The sequence below is a fragment of the Aquabacterium sp. genome (assembly GCF_035476535.1).
GTDB lineage: Bacteria > Pseudomonadota > Gammaproteobacteria > Burkholderiales > Burkholderiaceae_C > Pseudaquabacterium.
In genome coordinates, this window is record NZ_DATILJ010000105.1 from 1 (window position 1) to 24,371 (window position 24,371).

Below are 24,371 nucleotides of genomic sequence, written 5' to 3' on the forward strand. Positions count from 1 at the left end.
TGCAGCGTGATGCGCATGCGGTTGGCGTCGATCGGCTTGGTCAGGAAATCGTTCATGCCGATCTCGGTGGCGCGTTCGCGCTCCGAGGTCAGCGCCGCGGCGGTCAGCGCGATGATCGGCAGTTCCAGCAGCGTGTAGTGCTGGCGCAGCAGGCGGGTGGCTTCATAGCCGCTCATGCCGGGCATTTGCACGTCCATCAGCACCACGTCGAAAAGCCGGCCGGCCTGCACCGCGTCCGCCACCGCGGCCAGCGCCTGCGGGCCGTCGCCGGCCTGCCAGACCACCGCGCCCCATTGTTCGAGCAGGGCCACGCCGATCATCATGTTGACGGCGTTGTCCTCTACCAGCAGCACGCGGGCGCCGTGCAGCGGGTCGCTCTCCAGCGGGCCGTGGCCGGAGACCGCGGCGATGTCGTGCTCCTGCGGCAGCGGCAGTTCGGCCCAGAAGCAGCTGCCGCGGCCGGGATCGCTGCTGACGCCGACCGCGCCACCCATCAGCCCGGCCAGCTCGCGGCAGATCGACAGGCCCAGGCCGGTGCCGCCGAAGCGTCGGGTGATCGATTCGTCGGCCTGCGTGAAGGGCTTGAACAGCCGGGCCTGTGTCTGTGCGTCGATGCCCAGGCCGGTGTCGTGCACCTCGAAGCGCACGCCGTCGCCCGAAGTCGGCCGCGCCACCAGCCGCACGCTGCCGCGCGGCGTGAACTTCATCGCGTTCTGCAGGAAGTTGGCCAGGATCTGCCGCACGCGCAGCGCATCGCCACGCACCGCCAGCGGCAGCCGGGGGTCGATCTCGACCTGGAAGGCCAGGCCATGGCTGTCGGCCAGCGCGGCGTAGGCCTGTTCCAGCGAATGCAGCAGCTCCAGCAGGTCGAAGGCGGCGGTCTCGACATCCAGCTTGCCGGCTTCGATCTTCGACAGGTCCAGGATGTCGGAGATGATCGCCGACAGCGTTTCGGCGCTGGCGCCGATCTGCTCCAGGTAGTGCTTCAGCCGCACTGTATCGACGTTAGGCTGGCGGGCCAGGCGCGCCAGCCCGACCAGGCCGTTCAGCGGCGTGCGGATCTCGTGGCTGGTGTTGGCCAGGAAGGCGCTCTTGGCCCGGTTGGCGGCTTCGGCATCGTCGCGCGCGCGGGCCAGCGCGGCTTCGGCCTGGCGCTGGGCAGTCACGTCCTCGGCGATCCAGATCGTGCCGTTTTCGTTGGGGTGGTCGGGGTCGATGGCCTTGGCGCGCATGCGCACGAGGAAGGTGCTGCCGTCGCGCCGCGCGGCCAGGCGCTCGAACTCCACCTGCTCGCCGCTGCGCAGCTGGGCGCCGACTTCGCGGCCGAGCGCATCGTAGTCGCTGTCGCTGGACCACACCACGCGTCCGGGCTGGCCGACGAGCCCGCCCGGCGGCCAGCCGTACATGCGCTCGAAGTGCGGGTTGACCATCACGAACCGGCGCTCGCGGGTGAAGGCGATGCTGATCGATGCGTTGTCGAGGATGGCCTCGCGCTCCAGCCGCGTGCGCGAGGATTCGGACATGTCGCGCGCATTGATCACGATGAAGGCGCGGCCGTCGCGTTCGAAGCGCGCGGCCGACACCAGCAGCCGTACGAAGCCGCCGTCGCGGCGCACGAAGTCGACACCCACGTCCTGCGCTGAGCCGTGCTGCACCACCTGCCGCAGCAGCATGTGGCGGTCCTGCTCATGGCGCCAGATGCCGACTTCGGCCGAGGTGCGGCCTTCCACCTCGGCCGCGGCGTAGCCGGTGACGCGGCTGAAGCTCGCGTTGACCATCTCGTAGCGGCCGGTCTGCATGTCGGTCAGCGTGATCACGTCCGGGCTCATCGACACCACCTGCGACAGCAGCGCCTGCGAGCGGCGCAGCGCGCGTTCGGCGGCCTGCCGGGCCAGCTGGTCGGCAGTGACATCGCGGGCCACGCCCCAGTAGCCGACGAAGCGGCCTTCGGCGTCGCGCTGCGGTTCGCCGCTGACCAGGAAGTGGCGGGTCTCGCCGTCGGGCGGGCACCAGCTCACGCTCAGGTCGCGGAAGGCTTCGCGGGCTTCCATGTCGGCACGCATCACGTCCAGCGCATCGTCTTCGAACTGCAGCTCGGGCAGCTCCCAGGGCGGGCGCCGCGGCAGCAGCGCCATCGGCACGAACTGCGGCAAGCTGCCGCGCTGCGACAAGGCGTCGCGCTGCGAGACATGGCGCATGCGCAGCTGCTCGTCGGTTTCCCAGTAGGCCGAGGCGGCGATGCCCAGCAGCCCGTGGAAGCGCTGCTCGCGCTCGGCGGCATCGTGCACATGCGCCGCCAGCAGCCGCGCCAGCAGGCGGCCGGCGCCGGTGCCGATGGCCACGGCCGCCAGGTGCACCAGCGCCCGCGCGCTCAGCGTGGCCTGGGCGGCCGAGGGCGGCGGGGGAATGAGGCCGGTGGCCTCCGCCGCCGCCAGCACCGACACCACCGCCAGCGCCGCGGCGCCGACCATCAGCCCGTGGCGCGCTTCGGCCACCGCGGCGCACATGCAGCACAGCAGCGCGAAAAAGACCAGGCCCGGCGCCTGCAGGCCATAACCATTGACCAGCGCGCTGGAACCCACGGCGGCCAGCACCCCCAGCGCCACCGCCATCATCGCGCGCAAGGCCTGACGCGGCCGCAAGCGGGTGGCCCACAGGCTGCCGGCGCCCAAAGCGGCATAGGCCAGCAGCAGCCCCAGGTTGGCCGGGCTGAAACGCAGCACCGGGTTCAGCACCAGGCTCAGCAGCGCCACCACCGCGGCCAGCGCCCCGGCCGCGAAGAAGGCCCGCAGGATGGCCACCCGCAGCGTGGTGTGCAGGGTGGATTCGGGCGGCGCGGGCCGGCGTGCTCGGGCGGTGGTCAAGGGCACGGCTGTCTGGGAAGGGGGCGCCGCGCTGCCGGGGCCAGGCCTCAGCCGCGGGCTGCGGCCAGTTCGGCGCGCGTGGCCAGCGCCACCGTGCGCGCTGCCTCGGCGAAATCCTCGCCGGCCGAGGCATACAGCACCGCACGCGAAGAGCTGACGATGATGGCACCCTGCGTGCTGCCGGCCGACCCGCGCCAGCCGGCGCGCACCGTGGCCGCAGCGTCGCCGCCCTGAGCGCCGATGCCCGGGATCAGCAGCGGCAGGGTCGGCGCCAGGGCCCGCACCTGTTCGATTTCCGCCGGGTAGGTGGCACCGACCACCAGGCCCAGCTGGCCCGAGCGGTTCCAGTCGCCGGCGGCCAGCTTCGCGATGCGTTCGTAGAGCCGCTCGCCGCTGTCCAGCCGCTGGGCCTGCAGGTCGTCACCCCCCGGGTTGGAGGTGCGGCACAGCAGGATCAGGCCCTTGCCGTCGTAGCGGGCATAGGGCTCGATCGAATCGAAGCCCATGAAGGGCGACAGCGTCACCGCATCGGCCCGGTAGCGCTCGAAGGCTTCCCGCGCGTACTGCTCGGCGGTGGCGCCGATGTCGCCGCGCTTGGCGTCCAGGATCACCGGCACATCGGGCGCCACCTGGTGGATGTGGGCGATCAGCCGTTCCAGTTGGTCTTCGGCGCGGTGCGCGGCGAAGTAGGCGATCTGCGGCTTGAAGGCGATCACCAGGTCCCGCGTGGCGTCGACGATGGCGGCGCAGAAGTCGAAGATGCGGCCGGCATCGCCGCGCCACTCGCCGGGAAAGCGGGCCGGTTCCGGGTCGAGCCCCACGCACAGCAGGGAATCGTTGCGGCGTTCGGCAAGGGCAAGCTGGTCGGTGAAGTTCATGGGGTGGCGCTGGGCGGGTGGCGGCCTGGGTTGGCCGGATATTCTGCAGGGCGGGCGTGGGCCCGATTCTCACGCGGCGCGCGTCACGTGGACTGATCGGGTGAGGGCGCCGGGCGCCAGGTCCAGAACCGATTGGCGCCGAACGACACGATCGGCAGCACGCCGACCAGCAGCGCCACGCTGGCCAGGTAGTGCCAGCCCAGGGCCTGGCCGAGCGCGCTGATCGACAGCGTCAGCGCCAGCCCGGCCAGCGAGACGGTAATGAAGCGGGCATAGCGGCGCAGGTTGCGCCTGCTCTGGAAGGTCCAGCGGCTGTTGGCCCAGAACGAGAACAGGTTGGCGACGACGAAGGCCAAGACATTGGCCGGCACCGGCGTCCAGCCGGCTGCTTCGACCAGGCCGGCCACCAGAGCCACGTGGATGCCGGCGTTCAGCGCACCGATGGCCGCGAAGCTGGCGAACTGGCGCAGCAGCGTGGCGCCGGAAAGGGGCGTCGCCGGTGCAGCGGCCGGGCTCACGGCCTTGCCTTCGGGTTGTCCGGCATGGGCGGCCAGCTCGTTGTGTGCGATCCGCCGGTGGGCAGCGCCAGCAGCGGCGAGCGGATCAGCGCACCATCCTCGGTTTCCAGGGTGACACGCAGCAGCGCCGGGTTGCCCAACGGCACCGAGCTGTCGACACCAAAGGCCAGCGTGCCGGCGCGCGGCAGCGCCAGGCGGCTGACGTGGCGCACGTCGAGGTACACCTGCCCTGGCGGCCCGGCAACGGCCCAGCGGAAGACCTTGTTCCGCCCGCGACCGTCCAGCGACAGCGTGACCGACATCCGCCGTCCCGCCCCTGACGCCAGCCGCCGCAAGAACGCCTGCACGCGGCGGTCGTAGTCATCGCCCAGCGGACGCAGGCAAGCGCAGTCGTCGCGCCACGCCCAGCTCCGGCGCCCTGGGTCGGCCCCCAGCGCGACAAGCTCCTCTTCGTCCTTCACGATGCGCGGGCTGCCGCGGCCGCTCAGGCGTGAACTGGCCTGTGCAATCAGTTCCAGATAGCCCACCATTTCATAGTGATGGGGAACGAGCACTTGCTGCGCGTCGGCCGATGTGAGGAAGCCGTACTCGGCGGGCTTCGCGGTCTGCCGCGAGCTGACGCGGTCGTTGACCTGCCGCTGGTTCACCGCGAGCAGGACGATCAGCGGCACGGCGACTGCCGGCCACCATCGCTGCCCCTGCAGGTGCCAGGCGATCAGCACGGCCAGGGCCCACGCCATCGCAAAGGCCAACCGATCGGGGCCATGCGGAAAGTCCGGCAGCAGCAGCACGGGCAGCACCGGCAGCAGCAAGGCGGCTGCGCTGACAAGCACAAAGTTTGCCGGCGCACGGCGCCTGCGAAACCAGGCCAGGGCCAGGACGAGCAAGGCCAGCGCCAGCGCCACGAAGCCCGGCGCCCCCTGGCCGAAGTTCAGCAACTTCAAGCTGCGCAAGAGGGACGCCGCCGCCGGCAGGCCGCTCGGCAACTGCGGGCCTTCGCTGGCGGACAGCGCGGCGTAGCCGCCCACACCGCCCAGCACCCACAGCCGCAAGACCGTGTAGCCCATGCCAACGCCGAGCACCGGCAAGGCCAGCTTCAGCCGCTGACGCCAATCGCCCGCCGGCATCAGCAGCAGCGCGACCGGCAGCGGCACGTAGACCTCCTTGCACAGGCAGGCCATGGCATACAGCCCGGCGCTGGCCAGGCTCCACGCACCGCTGTTGCGATCGATGGCGCGGCGGAAGCTGCCGATCGCCAGCACCGAGAACAGCAGCCCATAGGCATAGTGTCCGGTCATCAGGGCCTGGCTGATCGCGGCGGTCGGCGGCATCGCGATGAACATCAGCGCGGCGGCCAGGGCCCGGCCAGCGCCCAGCCGGCGCCAGAGCAGGCTGTAGGTGGCGAAGGCCGTCGCCCACAACACGGCCAGCATGTGCAGGTAGTGGCCGCGCGGGTTCAGGCCGAACCACGGCAGGCCGATGTCGTAGAACAGCGCGTTCCAAGGCGTCAGGCTCGCATACGACTGCTGCAGCATGACGTCGCGCGAGCTGAAGTACTGCCATGGCGAATAGAGCGTGGCGAAGTTCAGGATCGCCGGGTCATCGGAATGCCAGCCGTTGCGCAGCGCGCTGCCGTGCAGCAGTCCGCAGGCCAGCGCCAGCAGCAGTGCGGCGCCCACGGCCTGCCAGCCAGACCACCGGACCGAGCCCGTCGCGGTGGGGGGCTCGCACCCTTTGGCACCCAGGATCCCCGGCCCATCGGGCGCCACGCGGCGCATGTCGGCGATCAGCTGCACAGCAAGGAATCGTTGCGGCCTTCGGCCTGGGCGAGCGGGTCGGTGACGTTCATCGGCGGCGGCGCGGGGCGGGTGGTGGTTGCAAGGGGCTCGGATGTTCTGCAGGACGGGCGTGGGCCCGATTTTCACGCGGCGCGCGCCGGCCGGCATGGCCGCTCACAATGGAAGGCCGACCGCAAGAGGACATCCTGTGCTGATCCTGACCACCGCCCGCCTGCGCTTGCGCTGGTTCAGCGAGGCCGATGCCCCGTTCATCCACCGCTTGTTGAACGAGCCGTCGTGGATCCGCAACATCGGCGACCGCCAGATCCGCAGCATGGACGACGCGGCGGCCTACATCCGCACGCGGCTGCTGAACAACTACTGGCGCCATGGCTTCGGCTTCTGGGCGGTGGAGCGCGTGGCCGATGGGGCGCTCATCGGCATGTGCGGGTTGACCCAGCGCGACAGCCTGCCCGAGCCCGATGTCGGTTATGCGCTGCTGCCGGCCTACTGGGGCCAGGGCTATGCGCGCGAAGCCGCCGCGGCCTGCCTGCGCTATGCCCAGCAGGTGCTGGGGCTGCACACCGTGCTGGCCATCACCGCGCCGCACAACCAGGCCTCGATGGCGCTGCTGGCCGCCGTCGGGCTGCAGCCGGGGGTGCCGCCGGTGCTGGCAGGCGACGACGGTGAGAGCCGGCTCTTCGCGTGGCACGCGGTGGCGGAGCCGCCGCTGGGCGGGCTTGTGGCGGAGCCGCCGCTGGGCGGGCTTGTGGCGGAGCCGCCGCTGGGCGGGCTTGTGGCGGAGCCACCGCTGGGCGGGCTTGCGGCGGCAGCCCCGCCGGACGACCTGGCGGCGATCGATGCGCTGGTGCGGCGCTTCTTCGCGGCTTTCAGCGCTGTCGACGGCGCGCTGCCGACGCTGGCCGCGCTGCCGCGCTGGTGCCTGCCCGAGATGCGCATCCACCGCCGCGATGTCGAAGGCGCCGTCGGCATGGACCTGCACGGCTTCATCGCAGCGCGCGCCGAACTGCTGGACAGCGGCCGGCTGCGCGATTTCGAAGAGCAGGAAACGGCACAGCGCACCGACATCGCCGGCGGCCTGGCTCAGCGCTGGTCGCACACGCTCAAGTCCGGCCGGCTCGACGGCGTACCCTTCGAGGTCAAGGGTCACAGGGCCTTCCAACTGCTGCGCACACCCCGCGGATGGAGAATCGCGTCCCTCGTCTGGGAGGACTTCGCGTGACGATGGACAGTGCCGATCCCCCCGGCCTGGCCGACAGCGGCGCGATGGCGCCGCCGAGGCGCCGGCCGCTGTCGCGCGAGGCGGCGGTCGGCCTGGCCTTTTCGCTGGTCATCGGCTTGTTGCTGCTGCTGGCGCTGCTGTTCATCGACCTGCAGTCGGCGGTGCGCGCCTACATCGGTGGCGAGAGCCTGTGGTCCAAGGGCCAGAAGAGCGCGGTGCAGCACCTGCAGTCGTATGCCGAAACCCGTGCGCCGGCCGACTGGCAACGCTACCAGCAAGCGATTGCTGTGCCGCTGGCCGACCGCCGTGCGCGCGAGGCGCTGGACCGGCCAGTGCTGGACATGGCGGTGGTGCGCCAGGGCTTCGTGGCCGGCGGCATCCACCCCGACGATGTGCCCGGCATGGTGCGCCTGTACCGCTGGTTCGGCAGCCTGCCGTTCATGGCCCGTGTCATCGGCATCTGGGCCGAAGGCGACCAGCGCATCGCCGATCTGGGGGCGGTGGCGCAGCAGCTGCGTGAGCAGCTGGCCGCGGGCGCCGCGCCGCCGGCACTGCGTGCCACGCTGGACAGCCTGCGTGCGCTGGATGGCGAACTCACCGCGCTGGAGGTCCGCTTTTCGTACAGCCTGGCCGACGCTGCGCGCACGGCCCAGCTGATCTTCACGCTGAGCCTGGTGTCGCTGGCCGCGGTGCTGGGCGGGCTGGCGCTGGGTTTCACGCGCCGGCAGGCCGGCCTGGGTGCGCGGCATCTGGCGGCACTGCGCGAAAGCGAAACGCGGCTGCGCTCGCTGTGGGAGACCACGCAGGACAGCGTGTTGATCATCGACCGCGACAGCCGCATCCGATTCTGCAACCCGGCGGTCGAAGCCACCTTCGGCTGGCGGCCCGACGAGCTGATCGGCCAGCCGCTGACGATGATCCAGCCGCTGGCCTTGCGCCCGGCCCATGCCGCCGGCATGGCGCGTTATCTGGCCGGTGGCCGGCGCCGGCTGGACTGGAGCGCGGTCGAGATCCCGGCGCTGCACCGCAGCGGCCGCGAGTTCCCGATCGAAGTGGCGTTCTCGCAGATGTGGCTGCAGGGTCAGCCCTGCTTCGTCGGTTTCCTGCGCGACATCAGCCGCCGCAAGCAAGCCGAAGACGCGCTGCGGGCGGCCAACGAGCAACTGGAGCAGCGTGTCGCCGAGCGCACCGCCGAGCTGACCCGGGCCAACGAGCGGCTGCGCGAGCTGGACCGCCTGAAGTCCGAGTTCCTGGCGACGATGAGCCATGAACTGCGCACGCCGCTGAACGCCATCCTCGGCTTCAGCGGCCTGCTGCGCAATGGCCGCAGCGGGCCGCTGAACCCGGAACAGCAGCGCCAGCTCGGCCTGGTGCAGGGCGCCGGCACGCACTTGTTGGCGCTGATCAACGACCTGCTCGACCTGTCGCAGATCGAATCGGGCCGCATGGCGCTGCGGCGCGAGGCCTTCGATCTGGCTGAGGTGCTGGCCGAGGTCTGCCAGACCCTGCAGCCCGCGGCGCAGGCCAAGCAGCTGCTGTTGCACGACGACATCGCGCCGGGTGCGCTGGGCATGCGGGGCGATCGGCGCAAGGTCTACCAGGTGCTGCTGAACCTGGCCCACAACGGCGTGAAGTTCACCGACCACGGCGAGGTGGTGCTGCGTGCCCACCGTGAGGGCGGCGAGATGCGCATCACCGTGGCCGATACCGGCATCGGCATCCCCTTCGAGCAGCAGCCGCTGCTGTTCGAAGCCTTCCGGCAACTCGATGGCAGCCTCAGCCGCCGGCGCGAAGGCACCGGCCTGGGCCTGTACTTCAGCCGCCGGCTGGTCGGCTTGATGGGCGGCAGCATCACGGTTGACAGCACACCGGGCCGTGGCTCGGTGTTCAGCGTCACGCTGCCGCAGTGCCTGCCCGAGCCGCCGGCCGAGGCCGCTGCCGCGGCCGGCGCGCTACACGCGCCGAGCGAGTGAGGCCGCCAGCCCGGTGTAGCTGCCCGGCGTCATCGCCAGCAGCCGCGTCTTTTCGGCGTCAGGCAGCGCCAGCGCGGCGATGAAGCCTTGCATCAACTCACGCGTCATCGGCTGGCCGCGGGTGAACTTCTTCAGCTGCTCGTAGGGCTCGGGCAGGCCGTGGCGGCGCATCACGGTCTGGATCGCCTCGGCCATCACTTCCCAGGCGTCATCCAGGTCGGCGGCCAACGCGGCGGTGTTGAGCTCCAGCTTGCCCAGGCCCTTGGCCAGTGAATCCAGGCCCAGCACCGCATAGCCCAGCGCCACGCCCATGTTGCGCAGCACGGTGGAATCGGTCAGGTCGCGCTGCCAGCGGCTGACCGGCAGCTTCTGGCTCAGGTGCGTCAGCAGCGCATTGGCCAGGCCGAAGTTGCCCTCGGCATTTTCGAAGTCGATCGGGTTGACCTTGTGCGGCATGGTCGACGAACCGACTTCGCCGTCCTTCAGCCGCTGCTTGAAGTAGCCCAGCGAGATGTAGCCCCAGACATCGCGCGACCAGTCGATCAGGATCGTGTCGCAGCGCGTCACCGCATCGAACAGCTCGGCCATGTAGTCGTGCGGCTCGATCTGGATGGTGTACGGGTTGAAGGCCAGGCCCAGCCGCTGCTCGACGACCGTGCGGCTGAAGGCTTCCCAGCCGAAGTCCGGGTAGGCGGCGAGATGGGCATTGAAGTTGCCGACCGCGCCGTTCATCTTGGCCAATAGCGGCACGGCGGCGATGCGCACGCGGGCCTGGGTCAGCCGCGCGACGACATTGGCCACTTCCTTGCCGACGGTGGTCGGGCTGGCGGTCTGGCCATGGGTGCGGCTCAACATCGGCACCTCGGCCATGGCCACGGCCATCTCGCGCAGCTTGGTGATCACGCCGTCCAGCGCCGGCAGCAGCACCTGTTCGCGCGAGGCCTTCAGCATCAGCGCATGGCTGGTGTTGTTGATGTCTTCGCTGGTGCAGGCGAAGTGCACGAACTCGGCGGCCGCTTCGAGGTCGGCATGGCCCTTGAAGCGGGCCTTCAGCCAGTACTCCACCGCCTTGACGTCGTGGTTGGTGGTCTTCTCGATGTCCTTGATGGCCCGTGCATCGGCCTCGGAGAAGCGGTGCACCAGCGAGCGCAGGTAGCCGCGCGAGGCCTCGCACATCGGCTTGAGCTCGGCGAAACCGGCGTCGCTGAGCGCGATGAACCATTCCACCTCGACCTGGATGCGGCGATGCATCAGCCCGAACTCGGACATCAGCGGGCGCAGCGCCGTCATGCGGCCAGCGTAGCGGCCGTCCAGCGGCGAAAGGGCGGAGAGGGTGGAAAGCGTCATGGTGCAAGCAACGGAAGAGGCGGCTGGAGAGGCGGCGGAAGGTGCAGACGAGGCCGCGGCAGCGGCACGGGGCGCGCGCCCGGCATCGGTACCGGGGCGTGGCAGGGAACAGGCGGAAGCGTCGATTTTAGGCGCGCGCCGGTGTCGGACCGATGCTCGGGCCGAGCAGCGCGCCGCGCTTCGTGCCGATCAACGCGGCGTGAGCACCGCCATCGTGATGCGCGACACGCAGGTTGGCCGGCCGGCATCGTCGACCAGGTCGATCTGCCAGACCTGCGTGCTGCGGCCCACGTGCACGGGCCGTGCGGTGCCGGTGACCCAGCCGCTGGTGGTGCTGCGCAGGTGGTTGGCATTGATGTCGAGGCCCACGACCTGGTGGCCCTCCGCCGCGGCCCAGGCCGCGCCGCAGGAGCCCAGGGTCTCGGCCAGCACCACCGAGATGCCGCCGTGCAGGATGCCGGCCGGCTGCTTGGTGCGGCCGTCCACCGGCGCGCGGGCACGGATGAAGTCGTCGCCGACTTCGAGGAACTCGATGCCCAGGTGCGGCACCGTGGTACCGACGTGCAGCTGCGTCAACAGTTCGACCGAAAGAGGGCGTTTCCAAAGGGACATGGGCAGGGCTCCGGGCAGGATGGACGGCTCATTCTGGCGGCAGCGGCATGCGTTACACATTGGTGTTGCCCGACCAGCCCGCGCAGCGGATCATCGTGTGTAACAGGTTCGCAGTTGGGGAGACATGTGAATCGGATCGCAGCGGTGCCGAGCCCTGACACCGGCTTCACGCTGGACGAGGCGCAGCTTGCCCAGCGCAGGCTGGCCAGCGCACGACGGGTGTACACGGTGCAGATCCCTGCCGCGCGGGTGGCGGGCTTTGCCATCCTCAGTGCCGTTGCCGCGCTGCAGGATGTGAGAAGCGGCGCAGGCTTTCCGCAGCCCGAGTTGATCATGCTGGTCGCGTTGAACCTGTCGTTCGCGGCACTGGGCTGGCTCGTGCTGCGTTTCGGATACGGCAAAACCGGTCGCCTGGACCTGAGCCTGCTGCTGTTTCATCTGGACGTCGTGGTGTGGCTGGTCAACCTGCACCACCTGGAACACAGCCACCTGTTCTTCGCCTACTTCCTGCTGATGCGCGTCGTCGACCAGGTGGGTGTCGGCTTCCGGCGCGCGCTGTATTTCGATCACGTGGTGACGGTGGCGTACCTGGGCTACGCCGCTTGGCTGTCGCTCTACGAGCCCAGCCGCAGCTTCTGGCCCGATCGCCTGGGCATCGCCGCCACGATGTACTTGCTGGGCCTGTACCTGGCGCTGGCCGGGCTGATCCCGGAACGGCTGCGCAAGCGCACGCGGCAAGCGATGCGGGCCGCCCATGCGCTGGTCGAGAGCCTCCGGCAAAAGGCCGATGCACTGGAGGTGCAGGCGGCCGCGCTGGAGCAGGCGCGCCGGCAGGCCGAGCAGGCCAACCGTGCCAAGTCGCAATTCCTCGCCGTCACCAGCCACGAGATCCGCACGCCGATGAACGGCATCCTCGGTGCGACGGAGTTGCTGATCTCGACCCCGCTCTCGGCGACGCAGCAGCATTACGTGCACATCGCGCACCGTTCGGCTGCCGTGCTGCTGGCCTTGATCGACGACGTGCTGGACCTGTCGCACATCGAGGCGGGGCGGTTCACGCTGACCGTCACGAATGTCGACCTGCACGCCCTGGTGGCCGAGGCGGCGGACCTGGCCAGCGTGCTGGCCCGCGACAGGGCCCTCGCGGTGAACTGCCATGTCGCGCCCGGCACGCCCGCCTTCGTGCGGGCCGACCCGCTGCGCTTGCGCCAGTTGCTCGTGAACCTGCTGCACAACGCGGTCAAGTTCACCGATCGCGGCGAGGTCCGGCTGGCGGTGCGCGTCGTCGATGACGCGCCGCAGGCGCGGCAGGTGCGGTTCTCGGTGCGCGACACCGGCATCGGCATTGCCCAGGCCGACCTCGACACGGTCTTCCAGCCCTTCGTGCAGGTCGACAGTTCCAGCACCCGCCGGCATGGCGGCAGCGGGCTGGGCCTGACCATCGTGAAGGAACTGGCCAGCCTGATGGGCGGCCAGGTGGGCGTCGACAGCCGCGTGGGCCTGGGCTCCCACTTCTGGGTCGATCTGCCGCTGGAGGTGGCCGCGGAAGTCGTGGCCAAGGCCGAGCCGCCCGCGGCTGAAGACGGCGAGGTCGCGGTGTCGGTGCTGCTCGTCGAGGACGATCCGGTCAATCAGATGGTGGCCGAAGAGATGCTGAAGAAACTGGGCTGCGAGGTCGACGTGGTCGCCGATGGCGACGCGGCCTGGCAGGCCGTGGCCGTTGGCCGTTACGACATCGTGTTCATGGACTGCCACATGCCGGTGATGGATGGCTACGACGCCACGCGCCGCATCCGCGCCGACGAGCAAGGCACCGGTGCCCGCACGACCATCGTCGCACTCACCGCCGATTCCCTGGCCAGCGATCGGGCGCGCTGCATCGCCTCGGGCATGAACGATTTCCTGACCAAGCCGGTGAGCAGCACGCAGCTCTCGGCCACCATCGAGCGCTGGACCGGGCGCCGCACGCATCCGGCCACGCAGTGGTGACGACCCGGCCAGGCATTCCCGAGCCCGCCGGGACGTGACGAGCGCGGCGCGAGCGCGCCTGCCGCGCTGTACCCTGCGGCCATGGACTCCCTGATCGCCGCCGCCGCGCGCGCCCTCGTCGCCGGCGATGCGCTCGGCGCCCTCAAGCGCGTTGCGCTGCGTGACGACCCGTCGGCGCTGGCGCTGCGCGGCATCGCCATGGCCCAGCTGGGCGAGCATGCCCGCGCGCGCGAACTGCTCAAGCGTGCAGGCCGTGGCTTCGGTGCCCACGAAGCGCTGGCGCGTGCCCGCTGCGTCGTCGCCGAGGCCGAGGTGGCGCTGGCGATGCGCGACTTCGGCGGCTCGCCGCGCACGCTGGCCGCGGCGTCGGCCACGCTCGCGGCGCGCGCCGATCACGCCAATGCGCTGCAGGCGCGCCTGATCGCCGTGCGCCGGCTGCTCCTGCTCGGCCGGCTCGACGAGGCCGCCGCCGCGCTGACCGGCCTGGACGCGCGCGGCCTGCCGCCTGCGCTGCTGGCGGTGGCCGAGCTGGCCGCGGCCGAGCTGGCGCTGCGCTCGTTGCGCACGGCACCGGCGCGGGCCGCGCTGGCCCGCGCCCAGGCCGCGGCCGACCGCGCGCGTGTGCCCGCGCTGCTGGCCGAGGTGAGCGAGGCACACGCCGCGCTCGAACGCCCCGCCGCCCGGCGCCTGCACGCCGGCCAGGAGCAGCTGCTGCGGCTGGACGAGGTGGAGGCGCTGCTCGCCTCGGGCGCACTGGTGATCGACGCCTGCCGCCGCGGGCTGCATGCCGGCGCCACCTGGTTGCCGCTGGCGCGCCGCCCGGTGCTGTTCGCGCTGGCGCGTGCGCTGGCCGAGGCCTGGCCGGGCGATGTCGATCGCAACGCGCTGATCGCGCGCGCCTTCAATACGCGCCGCCCCGACGAGACGCACCGGGCCCGCCTGCGCGTCGAGATCGGCCGCTTGCGCGCGCTGGCCGCGCCGCTGGCGCGCATCGAGGCCAGTGCGCGCGGCTTCGTGCTCATGCCGCTGTTGCCACGGGTGCCACCCGTGCCGCAGGGCGAGCCGGCCGTCGTCGTGCTGCTGCCGCCCATCGAGGGTGATAGGGCGTCGCTGCTGGCGCTGCTGGCCGATGGCGCGGCCTGGTCGACCTCGGCGCTGGCGCTGGCGCTCGGGGCCAGCCAGCGCACGGTGCAGCGCGCGCTGGCCGAGCTGCAAGCCGACGGGCGGGTGCGCGCCATCGGCCGCGCGCGGGCGCAGCGCTGGCTGGCGCCGCCCTTGACCGGACTGGCCGGATTCACGACGAACTTGTTACTCCCTGCCGCGCCGCCGCTCACGTAGATTGGCTTCCACGGCGCCGCATTGACGTGCCGAAAGGAAGCAGGCCATGACCCGAACCGCAGCCAGGACGGACCAGACGGAACAGCCAGCACCCGCACGCGCCGCCGAGATCGTGCGCGAATACGGCCCCTTCGCCGGCGCCGAGCGCATCCACGGCGTCACCCACGACGGACAGCGCGTCTGGGCCGCGACGGGGGCCCGGCTGCTCGCCATCGACCCCGACAGCGGCCAGCCCACGCGCACGCTGGACTGCGCCAGCGATGCCGGCACCGCCTTCGACGGCAAGCACCTGTACCAGATCGCCGAAGCGCGCATCGACAAGATCGATCCCGCCAGCGGCGCGATCGTCGCGTCGATCCCGGCACCCGGCCACGGGCGTGACTCGGGCCTGGCCTGGGCCGAAGGCAGCCTGTGGGTGGGGCAGTACCTCGACCGCAAGATCCACCAGATCGACCCGGCCACCGGCGCCATCCTGCGCACCATCGAGTCCAACCGCCACGTCACCGGCGTGACCTGGGTCGACGGCGAGCTCTGGCACGGCACCTGGGAAGGCGACGACAGCGAATTGCGCCGCATCGATCCAGAGAGCGGCGCCGTGCTCGATCTGCTGGCGATGCCGCCCGGCACCGGCGTCAGCGGGCTCGAGTCCGACGGCGCCGACCTGCTGTATTGCGGCGGCGGTGCCAGCGGCAAGGTGCGCGCCGTGCGGCGCCCGAAAGCCGACCGACCCTGACCCCCTCGAACCTTCCCTTTTGAACGGCTCTTCGAGCCAAGGAGCACTTCATGAACACCGTGATCGACGATCCTCGCACCGTGAACCCTGCCATCGTGTCCAGGGACCGCTGGCTGGCCGAGCGCAAGACCCTGTTGGCGCGCGAAAAAGAGCTGACGCGCCTGCACGACCAGATCGCCCACGAGCGCCGTGCGCTGCCGTGGGTGCGCATCGAGAAGCCCTATGTCTTCGACGGGCCCGCAGGCCGGCGCACGCTGGCCGAGTTGTTCGAAGGTCGCCGCCAGTTGGTCGTGCAGCACTTCATGTTCGCCCCGGGGTGGGAGCAGGGTTGCCCGAGCTGCTCCTACATGGCCGACCACATCGACGGCGCGACCGCGCACCTGGCGCAGCGCGAGCTCACGCTGGCCGTCGTCTCGCGTGCGCCGCTGGCCGACATCGAGCGTTTTCGCCAGCGCATGGGCTGGCGCTTCACCTGGGTGTCCTCGTTCGGCAGCGAGTTCAACCACGACTTCGGCGTCAACTTCACGCTGGAGGAACTGGCCCAGGGTGAGGTCGACTACAACTACACCCGGCAGGCCTTCCCCGTGGAGGAAGCGCCCGGCATCAGCGTGTTCTGCAAGGACGACGCCGGCGATGTCTTCCACACCTACTCGACCTACGGGCGCGGTGTGGAGCTGATGATGGGTGCGTATGCCTTGTTGGACCTCACGCCCCGTGGCCGCGACGAGGACGCGCTGAGCCACACCATGGCCTGGGTGCGGCACCACGACCGCTACGAGCCGGCAGCGCGGGCAGCGGCGGCGCCGGTGGCCGCTTCGTGCTGCGCGGCGCGGGCCTGAACCCGCCCGGCCCAGTCGCACCGCGCCACGCCAGCAGGCCCGCACCATGGCCGATCTGTGGCCCTGGCTGGCCGTCGCCGGCCTCGGCGCTCTTCACGGGCTGAGCCCGGCGACCGGCTGGATGTTCGCCGCCGCCTGGGGCGTGCAGGCGGGCGGTGGCGCGCAGGTGCGGCGTGCGCTGCTGCCCATCGCCGCGGGGCATGCCGCGTCGATCGTGCTGGTGGCGCTCGCCTTCGCACAGGGCCAGGCGCTGGACCGTGCGCTGGTCCAGGGCCTGGCTGGCGCACTGCTCGTTGCTGCCGCGCTGCTCCGCCTGCTGCGCGGCGCCGGTCCGTGCGCGCGCGCCAGCCGGCCACCCCGCAGGATGACCGGCCACGCGGGCCTCTTGCTGTGGTCCTTCCTGATGGCCACCGCGCACGGAGCCGGGCTGATGCTGGTGCCGGCACTCGTGCCGCTGTGCCTGGCCGACAACCCGGCCCGCGAGATCACGGCCTCGGGCTCGCTGGTGCTGGCCGGGGCCGCCGTTGGCCTGCACACGGCGGCGATGCTGATCACCATCGGCGTTATTGCCACTGGTGTGTGCCGCGGCGTCGCCCTGCACCCGCGCCTGCTGAGCGGCACGGCGTCGCGCCAGGCCTGGACCGCGGCGCTGGCTGTCACCGGCGGGCTGTTGATGGTCTTTCGCTGAGACGCGTGCTGCGCCCGTCATGCCACCGTGGCGCGCCACGAGGGCGCGGTATCCTCGCCGGGCCCCTGTTGAAACGCCCGGAGTCCGCATGCACCGCCCCTTATGCCGCCATTTGTCCCACCGCTTGTCCCGTCTCATGTCCCTGGCCGTGCTGCTGGGCGCCGCGCAACTGCCGGCGCTGGCCGCCAGCACCGCCGCGTCGTCGGCGTCGGAGGGCGGGTCGGCCTCGGTGGGCAGCGTCTCGACCTCGATCCGCAAGTCCAGCGACAGTTCGTCCAAGGCCACCGGCATCGCCCAGGGCGACTACCGCATCATCGAAGTGACGGTGGTGGCCGAGCAGCCGGGTCTGCAGCGCCTGGCCTTGCAAGCGGTGGCCGACGACAGCGAGCAGGGCGCGCTGTTCCTCTACGTGCCGCAGCCGGTGGTGGTGCAGGCCCGGCTGGCCGCCGGTCAGGTGGTGAACGCCAGCCAACGCCCCTACGGCATCCAGTTCGCGAAGGCCGAGAGCCGCGAGGCCTTCTTCCTGGTGCTGGAAGACGACTGGTACCGCGAGCTGCCGAGCCGCCCCGTCGCCCTGTGATCGTGGCCTGATGCGGCAAGCTTGCGCCGCGCGGCGGGTGCTGGGCACCGCGCTGCTACTGGGGGCGCTGCTGCTGGCGCCGGGGCCGCCGGCGCGGGCCGGATCGCATCCCTCGGCGCAGGCCGGTTCGCTACGGTCCTGCGATCAGCCGCTGACGCTGAGCGCCGCGCAGCAGGACACGCTGTTCCGCTTCAGTGCGCTGATCAAGGCCGAGCTGGAGGCCTCGGGCCAGCGCCTGGCGCTGGTCTCGCGCTCGGGCCTGGACCTGAGCCGCTTCCAGCAGCGCTATTCGCATGCCGGCATCAGCCTGCAGGCCAGCGCCAACACGCCCTGGTCGGTGCGCCAGCTGTACTACGCCTGCGACGAAGGCCGGCCGCGGCTGTACGACCAGGGCCTGGCCGGTTTCGTCAGCGGTACGGACGATGCGATGCTGGGTTATGTCTCGGTGCTGCTGCTGCCGCCGGGCGATGCGGCGGCGCTGGAGCGTGTGGCACTGGACAACGCGCAGGCGCTGCAGTTGCTCGGCGCGGCCTACAGCGCCAATGCCCATGCGTTCAGCACGCTGTACCAGAACTGCAACCAGTGGCTGGTGGAGCTGCTGGCGCTGGCCTGGGGGGCCGCGGCCGATCAGGCGGAGGGTCCGGCGCGGCCCCGCGCGCAGCGCTGGCTGCAGGACCAGGGCTATGCCGCCACGCGCATCGATGTGGGCAGCCGCCTGTGGCTGTGGCTGGGCGCGATGCTGCCCTGGTTGCACAGCGACGACCATCCGCCCGAGGACCTGGCGCGCCTGAGCCTGCAGGTCAGCATGCCGGCCTCGATCGAGGCCTTCGTGCAGGCCCGCGTGCCCGGGGCCCAGCGCATCGAGTTCTGCCACCGCGGGCCGCAGGTGGTGGTGCATCGCGGCTGGTCGCCGATCGCCGAGGGCTGCCAGCCCGGGCCTGGCGACGCCGTGATCACGCTGGACTGAGGCCGCGTGCTTCAGTCGAGCCGCACGCCGCTCTGCTGGACCACCACCGCCCACTTGGCACGCTCACGTGCGAAGAACTGCGTGAACTCCGGCGGCGACATGGTGTAGACCTCGGCGCCCTGGGCGCTGAGGCGCGAGCGCACCTCGGGCGAGCGGATGATGCGGGTCAGCTCGGCGGCCAGCCGCGCCATCACGGCCGGCGGCGTGCCGGCCGGTGCCAGCACGCCTTGCCAGGTGCCGGACTCGAAGCCCTTGACGCCCTGCTCGGCGATGGTCGGCACCTGCGGCAGCAGCGCGGCGCGGGCGGACCGCGACACGCCCAGCACCTTGAGTTTGCCCGACTGCACGTGCGGCAGCGTGGCCAGCATGCCGTTCATCAGCACCTGGGTCTGGCCACCGACGGTGTCCTGGATCGCCTGCGAGCCGCCCTTGTACGGGATGTAGGTCCACTTCGCCCCGACGGCTTCCTGCACCGCCACGCCGGCCAGGTGCGGTGCACTGCCCATCGCCGTCACCGCGAAGTTCAGCGGCGTGGTCTTGGACAGCGCCACCAGCTCCTTCAGGTTGTTCGCCGGCACGGACGGGTGGACCACCAGCAGGTGCGGCGAATAGGCCAGCATGCCCACGCCCTGCAAGTCCTTGCCCGGATCGAAGCTCAGCTTGGTGTAGACCGAGGGCGTGATGGCCAGCGCGCCGACATCGCACAGCAGCAAGGTGTAGCCGTCGGCCGGCGACTTGGCGACCAGGTCGGTGCCGGTGTTGCCGTTGGCCCCGGGCTTGTTCTCCACCACCACCGTCTGCTTGAGGGCTTCCGACAAGGGCTGGCTGATGGCGCGGGCGATGATGTCGGACGAGCCGCCGGGTGTGTACGGCACCACGATGCGGATGGGCTTGGCCGGCCAGTCCTGGGCCGCGGCGGGCAGGGTGCCCGCGGCCAGCAGCGAGGTGGCTGCCACGAGCAGCTGGCGGCGGTGGGTGCTTGTCATGTCATATCTCCGGTAGGTGGCGATCCATCGGTGGTGGCCCGTGAGCGTGCTGGCCGCTCAGGGCCGAGTCTAGGCTTGTGTGTAGGCCGTCTTCACCACGGTGTAGAACTCGGCGGCGTGGCGGCCCTGTTCGCGCGGCCCGTGGCTGCTGCCCTTGCGGCCGCCGAAGGGCACGTGGTAGTCGACCCCGGCCGTCGGCAGGTTGACCATCACCATGCCGGCCTGGGCATGGCGCTTGAAGTGCGTGGCATGGCGCAGCGAGGTGGTGGCGATGCCGCTGGCCAGGCCGAAGGCCGTGTCGTTGGCGGTGGCCAGTGCCTCGTCGTAGTTCTTCACCCGCTGCACGCTGAGCACCGGGCCGAAGATCTCCTCGGTGTTGATGCGCATCGCGGGGCTCGTCTCGGTGAACAGCGCCGGGCTCAGGTAGAAGCCGGGCGCGCCGTCGGCATTGCGCTCGCGCACCGTGCCGCCTGCCGCGAGCGTGGCGCCCTCGGCGCGGCCGATGGCGATGTACTCCAGGTCCTGCGCCAGCTGCCGCTCGTCGACCACCGGGCCGATGTCGGTGCCCGGCTTGCGGGCGTCGTCGACCTTCAGGGTCTTCATGCGGTCGACCAGCGCGGCGACGAAGCGGTCGTGGATGCCTTCGGTGACGATCACCCGCGACGACGCGGTGCAGCGCTGGCCGGTGGAGAAGAAGCCGCTCTGCAGCGCGCACTGCACGGCGCCGTCGAGGTCGGCATCGTCCAGCACCACGAAGGGATTCTTGCCGCCCATCTCGAGCTGGAATCTGGCCATGCGCGCGGTGCAGGTCGCCGCTACCCGGCGGCCGGTGACCACCGAACCGGTGAAGCTGATGCCGGCCACGCGCGGGTCGCCCAGCAGCACGGCACCCACGTCGCTGCCGCGGCCCATCACCAGGTTGAACACGCCCCGGGGCAGGCCGCTGCGGTGCAGGATGTCCGCCAGGGCCCAGGCCGAGCCGGGCACCCGCTCGGCCGGCTTGAGCACCACGCAGTTGCCATGGGCCAGGGCCGGCGCCACTTTCCAGGCCGGGATGGCCAGCGGAAAGTTCCAGGGCGTGATGAGACCCACCACGCCCAGTGGCTCGCGGGTGACCTCCACGCCCACGCCGGGCCGCACCGAGGCCAGCGCCTCGCCGCCCGGACGCAGCGCCTCGCCGGCGAAGAACTTGAAGATGTTGCCGGCGCGCACCACCTCGCCCACGGCTTCGGGCAGAGTCTTGCCTTCCTCGCGCGCCAGCAGGTCGCCCAGTTCCTGGCGCCGGGCCAGGATCTCGGTGCCGGCGGCGTCCAGGATGTCGAAGCGCTGCTGCGGCGTGCTGAGGCTCCATGACGGGAACGCGGCCTGCGCGGCGGCGACGGCCTGCTGCGCGTGCTCGGGGCCGGCCTGGGCGTACAGGCCGATCAGGTCGCGGGTGTCCGACGGGTTGATGTTGGGCGAGACGCGGGGTCCGTTGACCCACTCGCCGCCGATGAGGTTCTTGAACATGGCCGCGGTCGCCTACTGCGGGCCGAGCCGGGAGATCAGCGCGCCGAGTTCGTCGACTTCGCTGGGCGGCAACTCGGACAAGGGCGGCCGCAGCGGCGCGGCACGGTGGCGGACCAGCGTGGCCTTCACGCTCTGGAGTTCTTGGGGCGACATGGATGGATGGGTTTTCGGAGGCCAGGAGGTTCAGGGTGTCCTTCGATCCCTGAGCAGCGCGAAGGACGGGTGTCATTTAGACATCTTGTGATCAGTCATCGTACAACTTGATCTGCGCATCATAGCAAGGGAAAACCCTCACGCGCGGCTGCCTGCCTGCGCGGGCCGGTTTCAGTTCACTTCCGTTTGGGCGCGCCGCCGCCGCTCGCGGCTGTTGGCCAGGTGCGTGCGCATGGCTGCACGCGCGGCGTCGGGGTCCTGGCTGGCGATGGCGTCGAAGATGCTCTCGTGCTCGGCGTTGACGCGCCGCAGGTACTGCTGCCCCTCGGCGCTCGGGCTGCTGGCGGACTCCAGCCGGGACCGCGGAATGATCATGCTGCCGAGCGTGCTCATCAGGTCCTCGAAATGGGGGTTCTGGGTCGAGCGGGCCACTTCCAGGTGGAACTGGAAGTCGGCGTCCACTGCATCGCGGCCGGCCTCCAGGCTGGCCGCCACCGCATCCAGCGCACGCCGCAGGGCTTGCAGATTGCCCTCGGTGCGGCGCTGGGCGGCCAGCGCCGCGGCCTCGGTTTCCACGCCGATGCGCAACTCGAGCACGGCGATGACATCGCGCAAGGTGCCGAACTGCTCCGGCGAGATCGTGAAGCCCGGGGCACTGCCGATGCCCAGTACGAAGGTGCCGATGCCATGCCGCGTCTCCACCAGGCCGGCGGCCTGCAGCTTGGACAAGGCCTCGCGGACCACGGTGCGGCTGACCATGAACTCGGCCATGATGGCCGACTCGGTCGGCAGCCGGTCGCCTGCTTGCAATCGACCGTCACGAATGCGCCCGCCGAGCGACTCCACCAGTTCCAGCGCCAGGGTGCGGGGCCTGCGGCGGCCGAGGGGGATCGAGATCATGGTCGGTACAGCGGTCAGGGCCTATGGCGGTGGGTCGGTGCGCGTCGTCAGCCTATTGTCTGACAACTGATGACATGACCCAAGTGTTTCAAACTGTACCAAGGCCGTGCGGGCCTACTCTTGCTCAGCGCGTCGCCTGGATGCGCCGCACGCGTTCCGCATCCGGCGGGTGCGAGGACAGCCCGATCGGCAGTTCCGACGGCGCGCCACCGTCCTTGCCGGCGACCTGCGCGCGCTGCGCCGCGATGCGCTCGAACAGCACACCGAAGGCGGCCGGATCGGTGCCGTTGGCGCGCATCAGCCGCGCGGCGGCTTCGTCGGCTTCGTATTCGAAGTCGCGCGAATAGGCCAGCTGGCCGAGGATCGCCGGCGCCGCCGTCAGCAGCGCCGAGAAGTCGCCGATCACCGCCGACGACAGCGCCGCCAGCAGCGTGGCCTGAACCAGCATGCGCATGCTGTGGCGGTGCTGCACATGGCCCAGCTCATGGCCCAGCACGCCCACCAGCACATCGGGCCGGTCGGCCAGCAACTCGACCATCGCATCGGTGACGACGATGTGGCCGCCCGGCATCGCGAAGGCATTGGCGCCGATGCCGCGTTCGGGCGTGCCGCGGAAGTGCAGCGTCCAGCGCGGCAGCGGGCCAGTGGGCTGCGCCGCCTGGCTGCGCTGCACCGCTTGTTCGAAGCGCGTGCGCAGGCTGGCCTGGCGCTCGGCGGGCAGCTTGCTGGCTTGCAGCCATTGCTTTTCGATGTTCTGGAAGACCGCATCGCCGATCTGCTCGTCCACCGCCGGTGGGCACAGCGCGAGCAAGGCCTGCGCGGCCCAGGGCGTGCCCCAGCGGTAGGCCGCGAACACCACGCCGACCAGCAGCACCAGCGACAGCAGCGCCCAGCGCCAGCTTTGCATGCCGCGCACCAGCAGGCTGTCCGACAAACCGCTGGCGCCGGCCCAGGCGTCCCAGGCCGGGCCGTCGGCGCAGCTGAGCAGGCCGTGGCCCGGCAGGTAGGCCTGGCGCATGCCATGGCGCTGGCGCTCGGGCCAGGACACCGCCCGCACAGGCACCTGCAAGGCCACACCATCGCCGGTGATGTGCAGCCGGCCTTCGCGGATGCTCAGGTGCACTGGGCGTGCCGTGGCTTGCAGGCCGTCGAAGTACTCGGCGGCGCAGGTGGTTGGCGCGCGGTCGGGGTTCACAAGCCGATGTCGATGCCCAGCAGGTCGCCGGCCGCGTCGCCCGAGGCATCGTCGAAACGGCCTGCCGCCGGACTGGCCCACGAAGCGATGTCGCCGCTGGCATGCAGCTGCACGGCCTCCAGCCGCAGCCGCGCGGTGTGGATCGCGGCAAAGGGCCGGTACAAGCCCAGCGTCACGCACATCAGCAGGAAGTTCTTGAAGGTCAGCAGCGCCAGCGCCCGAAAGCGCAGATCGCTCTCGAAGCGCAGGTGCGTGGAGCGCGTGCTGCTCCACACCAGGTTCTGCAGTTTCGCGGTGAAGTAGGGCTGGCTGACGAAGAACAGCGACAGGTAGAAGCCGATCCCGCCGAGTGTCATCAGCACAAGGGGCCAGACCGCCTTGCCGCCGCTGGCGACCAGCGCGAACCCGCCGATCGCCAGCAGCAGGATCATCAGCCCCAGCGGCACCAGGCTGACCAGCAGCATCACCAGCCAGATGCCGTAGAACGCACTGGTGCGTGTCTGCAGCGTGCTGGTCTCGCCGGCGTAACGGTAGTGGCCATGCTGGTAGCGCTTGATCCACGCCAGGCCCAGCGGCCACAGTCCCACCAGCGCCAGCATGCTGAGCAGCAACAGCCCGCTGGCCGCCATCGAGGCGGCACCCGGCTCGGCGCCGCCACGCTGCGCGGCCGACAACGCGATGAACAGCGCGCCGGGCAGCAGCAGCGGCAGCAGCGCGCGGTAGGCATCGGCCGTGCTGCCGGTGAAGCGCAGCCGCAGACCGCGCCAGCTGGTGTTGGCCAGCCGGAAGCGCAGCGAAGCCCGCCACAGCGCCGGCCACAGCGCCGCGAACAGCAGCGCGGCGACGATGCCGGCGGTCGGCGACACATAACCGGCGCCGGCATAACAGCCAGCGAACAGCAGCATCAGCAGGTAGCCGCGCAGCATCTTCATCGGCTCGCCATGGAAGCCCAGCGCGTGCTCGCCGACCCGCGTGTTGTCGTGGAAGTAGCGCAGCCGCCGGGCTTTGGCGAAGGGGTAGTAGAAGCCCAGCGTCACCAGCATCAGCAGCAGGTTGACGATCCAGATGCGGAAGTACTCGCTGCCCGAGCCGGTGAAGCGCACCGGCAGCCGCTGTTCGTCACCGCGTGCGTCGGTGCTGGCGGTGGCCTGTGCCGGCACGCGAATCGGCGCCGCTGAGCGGCCGGCCGCACCGTCCAGCGGCACGGTGTTCTGGAAATCCATGGTTCCTCCCTTGGGGTGCTGGCTGCGTTGGCCACCCTCGCGGCCCGATGCCGCGCGC

General features: G+C 71.0%; 21 protein-coding genes. 9 read left to right on the forward strand and 12 right to left on the reverse strand.

Features of this window, described 5'->3' with window-relative positions:
• The 4 genes from VLK61_RS10530 to VLK61_RS10545 form a co-directional block, all read right to left on the reverse strand.
• A partial coding sequence (locus VLK61_RS10530) for a PAS domain-containing hybrid sensor histidine kinase/response regulator (RefSeq protein ID WP_325420897.1) occupies positions 1-2,864 on the reverse strand: 2,864 nt, incomplete at its 3' end.
• A 47-nt stretch (positions 2,865-2,911) separates the two neighbouring features.
• A complete protein-coding gene (gene pyrF, locus VLK61_RS10535) occupies positions 2,912-3,742 on the reverse strand; it encodes an orotidine-5'-phosphate decarboxylase (protein WP_325420899.1) in 831 nt (276 codons plus the stop codon).
• 83 nt (positions 3,743-3,825) lie between these two features.
• Positions 3,826-4,260 carry a GtrA family protein gene (locus tag VLK61_RS10540; RefSeq protein ID WP_325420901.1) on the reverse strand — a complete coding sequence of 145 codons (435 nt, stop codon included), beginning with the start codon at positions 4,258-4,260 and terminating at the stop codon, positions 3,826-3,828.
• Positions 4,257-5,939: a hypothetical protein gene (locus VLK61_RS10545; RefSeq protein ID WP_325420903.1), complete on the reverse strand. Its 1,683-nt coding sequence runs from the start codon at positions 5,937-5,939 to the stop codon at positions 4,257-4,259. The genes VLK61_RS10540 and VLK61_RS10545 overlap by 4 nt, the downstream gene beginning before the upstream one ends.
• Before the next feature lie 307 nt (positions 5,940-6,246).
• Between VLK61_RS10545 and VLK61_RS10550 the strand changes: the two genes are divergently transcribed.
• The gene (locus VLK61_RS10550; RefSeq protein WP_325420905.1) at positions 6,247-7,281 is read left to right on the forward strand and encodes a GNAT family N-acetyltransferase; all 1,035 of its coding nucleotides are present in this window, start codon (positions 6,247-6,249) and stop codon (positions 7,279-7,281) included.
• A gap of 2 nt (positions 7,282-7,283) precedes the next feature.
• Positions 7,284-9,254 carry a sensor histidine kinase gene (locus VLK61_RS10555; RefSeq protein ID WP_325420947.1) on the forward strand — a complete coding sequence of 657 codons (1,971 nt, stop codon included), beginning with the start codon at positions 7,284-7,286 and terminating at the stop codon, positions 9,252-9,254.
• Here VLK61_RS10555 and purB read toward each other — a convergent pair.
• Positions 9,234-10,601, reverse strand: a complete 1,368-nt coding sequence (gene purB / locus VLK61_RS10560) for an adenylosuccinate lyase (protein WP_325420907.1) — start codon at positions 10,599-10,601, stop codon at positions 9,234-9,236. The two genes, VLK61_RS10555 and purB, sit on opposite strands and share 21 nt — an antisense overlap.
• Before the next feature lie 189 nt (positions 10,602-10,790).
• Entirely contained in the window at positions 10,791-11,213 is a 423-nt protein-coding gene (locus VLK61_RS10565) for a hotdog fold thioesterase (protein ID WP_325420909.1), read from the reverse strand.
• 144 nt (positions 11,214-11,357) lie between these two features.
• On the opposite strand from VLK61_RS10565, the gene VLK61_RS10570 reads away from it, so the two are divergent.
• The 7 genes from VLK61_RS10570 to VLK61_RS10600 all read left to right on the forward strand — a co-directional run bounded on the left by VLK61_RS10570 (position 11,358) and on the right by VLK61_RS10600 (position 18,347).
• Positions 11,358-13,202, forward strand: coding sequence for an ATP-binding protein (locus VLK61_RS10570; RefSeq protein WP_325420911.1), 1,845 nt, complete (start codon positions 11,358-11,360; stop codon positions 13,200-13,202).
• Positions 13,203-13,283: 81 nt separating this feature from the next.
• A complete protein-coding gene (locus VLK61_RS10575) occupies positions 13,284-14,540 on the forward strand; it encodes a helix-turn-helix domain-containing protein (protein WP_325420913.1) in 1,257 nt (418 codons plus the stop codon).
• A 46-nt stretch (positions 14,541-14,586) separates the two neighbouring features.
• Positions 14,587-15,273, forward strand: coding sequence for a hypothetical protein (locus VLK61_RS10580; protein ID WP_325420915.1), 687 nt, complete (start codon positions 14,587-14,589; stop codon positions 15,271-15,273).
• Between the two features lie 50 nt (positions 15,274-15,323).
• Complete coding sequence (locus tag VLK61_RS10585) at positions 15,324-16,112, forward strand: DUF899 domain-containing protein (protein WP_325420917.1); 789 nt, start codon at positions 15,324-15,326, stop codon at positions 16,110-16,112.
• A 46-nt stretch (positions 16,113-16,158) separates the two neighbouring features.
• Positions 16,159-16,800, forward strand: a complete 642-nt coding sequence (locus tag VLK61_RS10590; RefSeq protein ID WP_325420918.1) for a hypothetical protein — start codon at positions 16,159-16,161, stop codon at positions 16,798-16,800.
• Between the two features lie 136 nt (positions 16,801-16,936).
• Positions 16,937-17,380, forward strand: a complete 444-nt coding sequence (locus VLK61_RS10595) for a hypothetical protein (protein WP_325420920.1) — start codon at positions 16,937-16,939, stop codon at positions 17,378-17,380.
• A gap of 10 nt (positions 17,381-17,390) precedes the next feature.
• On the forward strand, positions 17,391-18,347 hold the full coding sequence (locus tag VLK61_RS10600; protein ID WP_325420922.1) for a DUF2145 domain-containing protein: 957 nt from the start codon (positions 17,391-17,393) through the stop codon (positions 18,345-18,347).
• Positions 18,348-18,358: 11 nt separating this feature from the next.
• On the opposite strand, the gene VLK61_RS10605 is transcribed toward VLK61_RS10600, so the two are convergent.
• The 6 genes from VLK61_RS10605 to VLK61_RS10630 all read right to left on the reverse strand — a co-directional run bounded on the left by VLK61_RS10605 (position 18,359) and on the right by VLK61_RS10630 (position 24,313).
• Complete coding sequence (locus VLK61_RS10605) at positions 18,359-19,333, reverse strand: Bug family tripartite tricarboxylate transporter substrate binding protein (protein WP_325420924.1); 975 nt, start codon at positions 19,331-19,333, stop codon at positions 18,359-18,361.
• Positions 19,334-19,402: 69 nt separating this feature from the next.
• Positions 19,403-20,842 (reverse strand): aldehyde dehydrogenase family protein, encoded by a 1,440-nt coding sequence (locus VLK61_RS10610; RefSeq protein WP_325420927.1) that lies wholly within the window; start codon positions 20,840-20,842, stop codon positions 19,403-19,405.
• Positions 20,843-20,854: 12 nt separating this feature from the next.
• On the reverse strand, positions 20,855-20,995 hold the full coding sequence (locus VLK61_RS10615; RefSeq protein ID WP_325420929.1) for a hypothetical protein: 141 nt from the start codon (positions 20,993-20,995) through the stop codon (positions 20,855-20,857).
• A 171-nt stretch (positions 20,996-21,166) separates the two neighbouring features.
• Positions 21,167-21,895 (reverse strand): FadR/GntR family transcriptional regulator, encoded by a 729-nt coding sequence (locus VLK61_RS10620; protein WP_325420931.1) that lies wholly within the window; start codon positions 21,893-21,895, stop codon positions 21,167-21,169.
• A 124-nt stretch (positions 21,896-22,019) separates the two neighbouring features.
• Positions 22,020-23,090 (reverse strand): M48 family metallopeptidase, encoded by a 1,071-nt coding sequence (locus VLK61_RS10625; protein ID WP_325420933.1) that lies wholly within the window; start codon positions 23,088-23,090, stop codon positions 22,020-22,022.
• Positions 23,087-24,313 (reverse strand): YjgN family protein, encoded by a 1,227-nt coding sequence (locus tag VLK61_RS10630; RefSeq protein ID WP_325420935.1) that lies wholly within the window; start codon positions 24,311-24,313, stop codon positions 23,087-23,089. The genes VLK61_RS10625 and VLK61_RS10630 overlap by 4 nt, the downstream gene beginning before the upstream one ends.
• Positions 24,314-24,371: the final 58 nt, after the last annotated feature.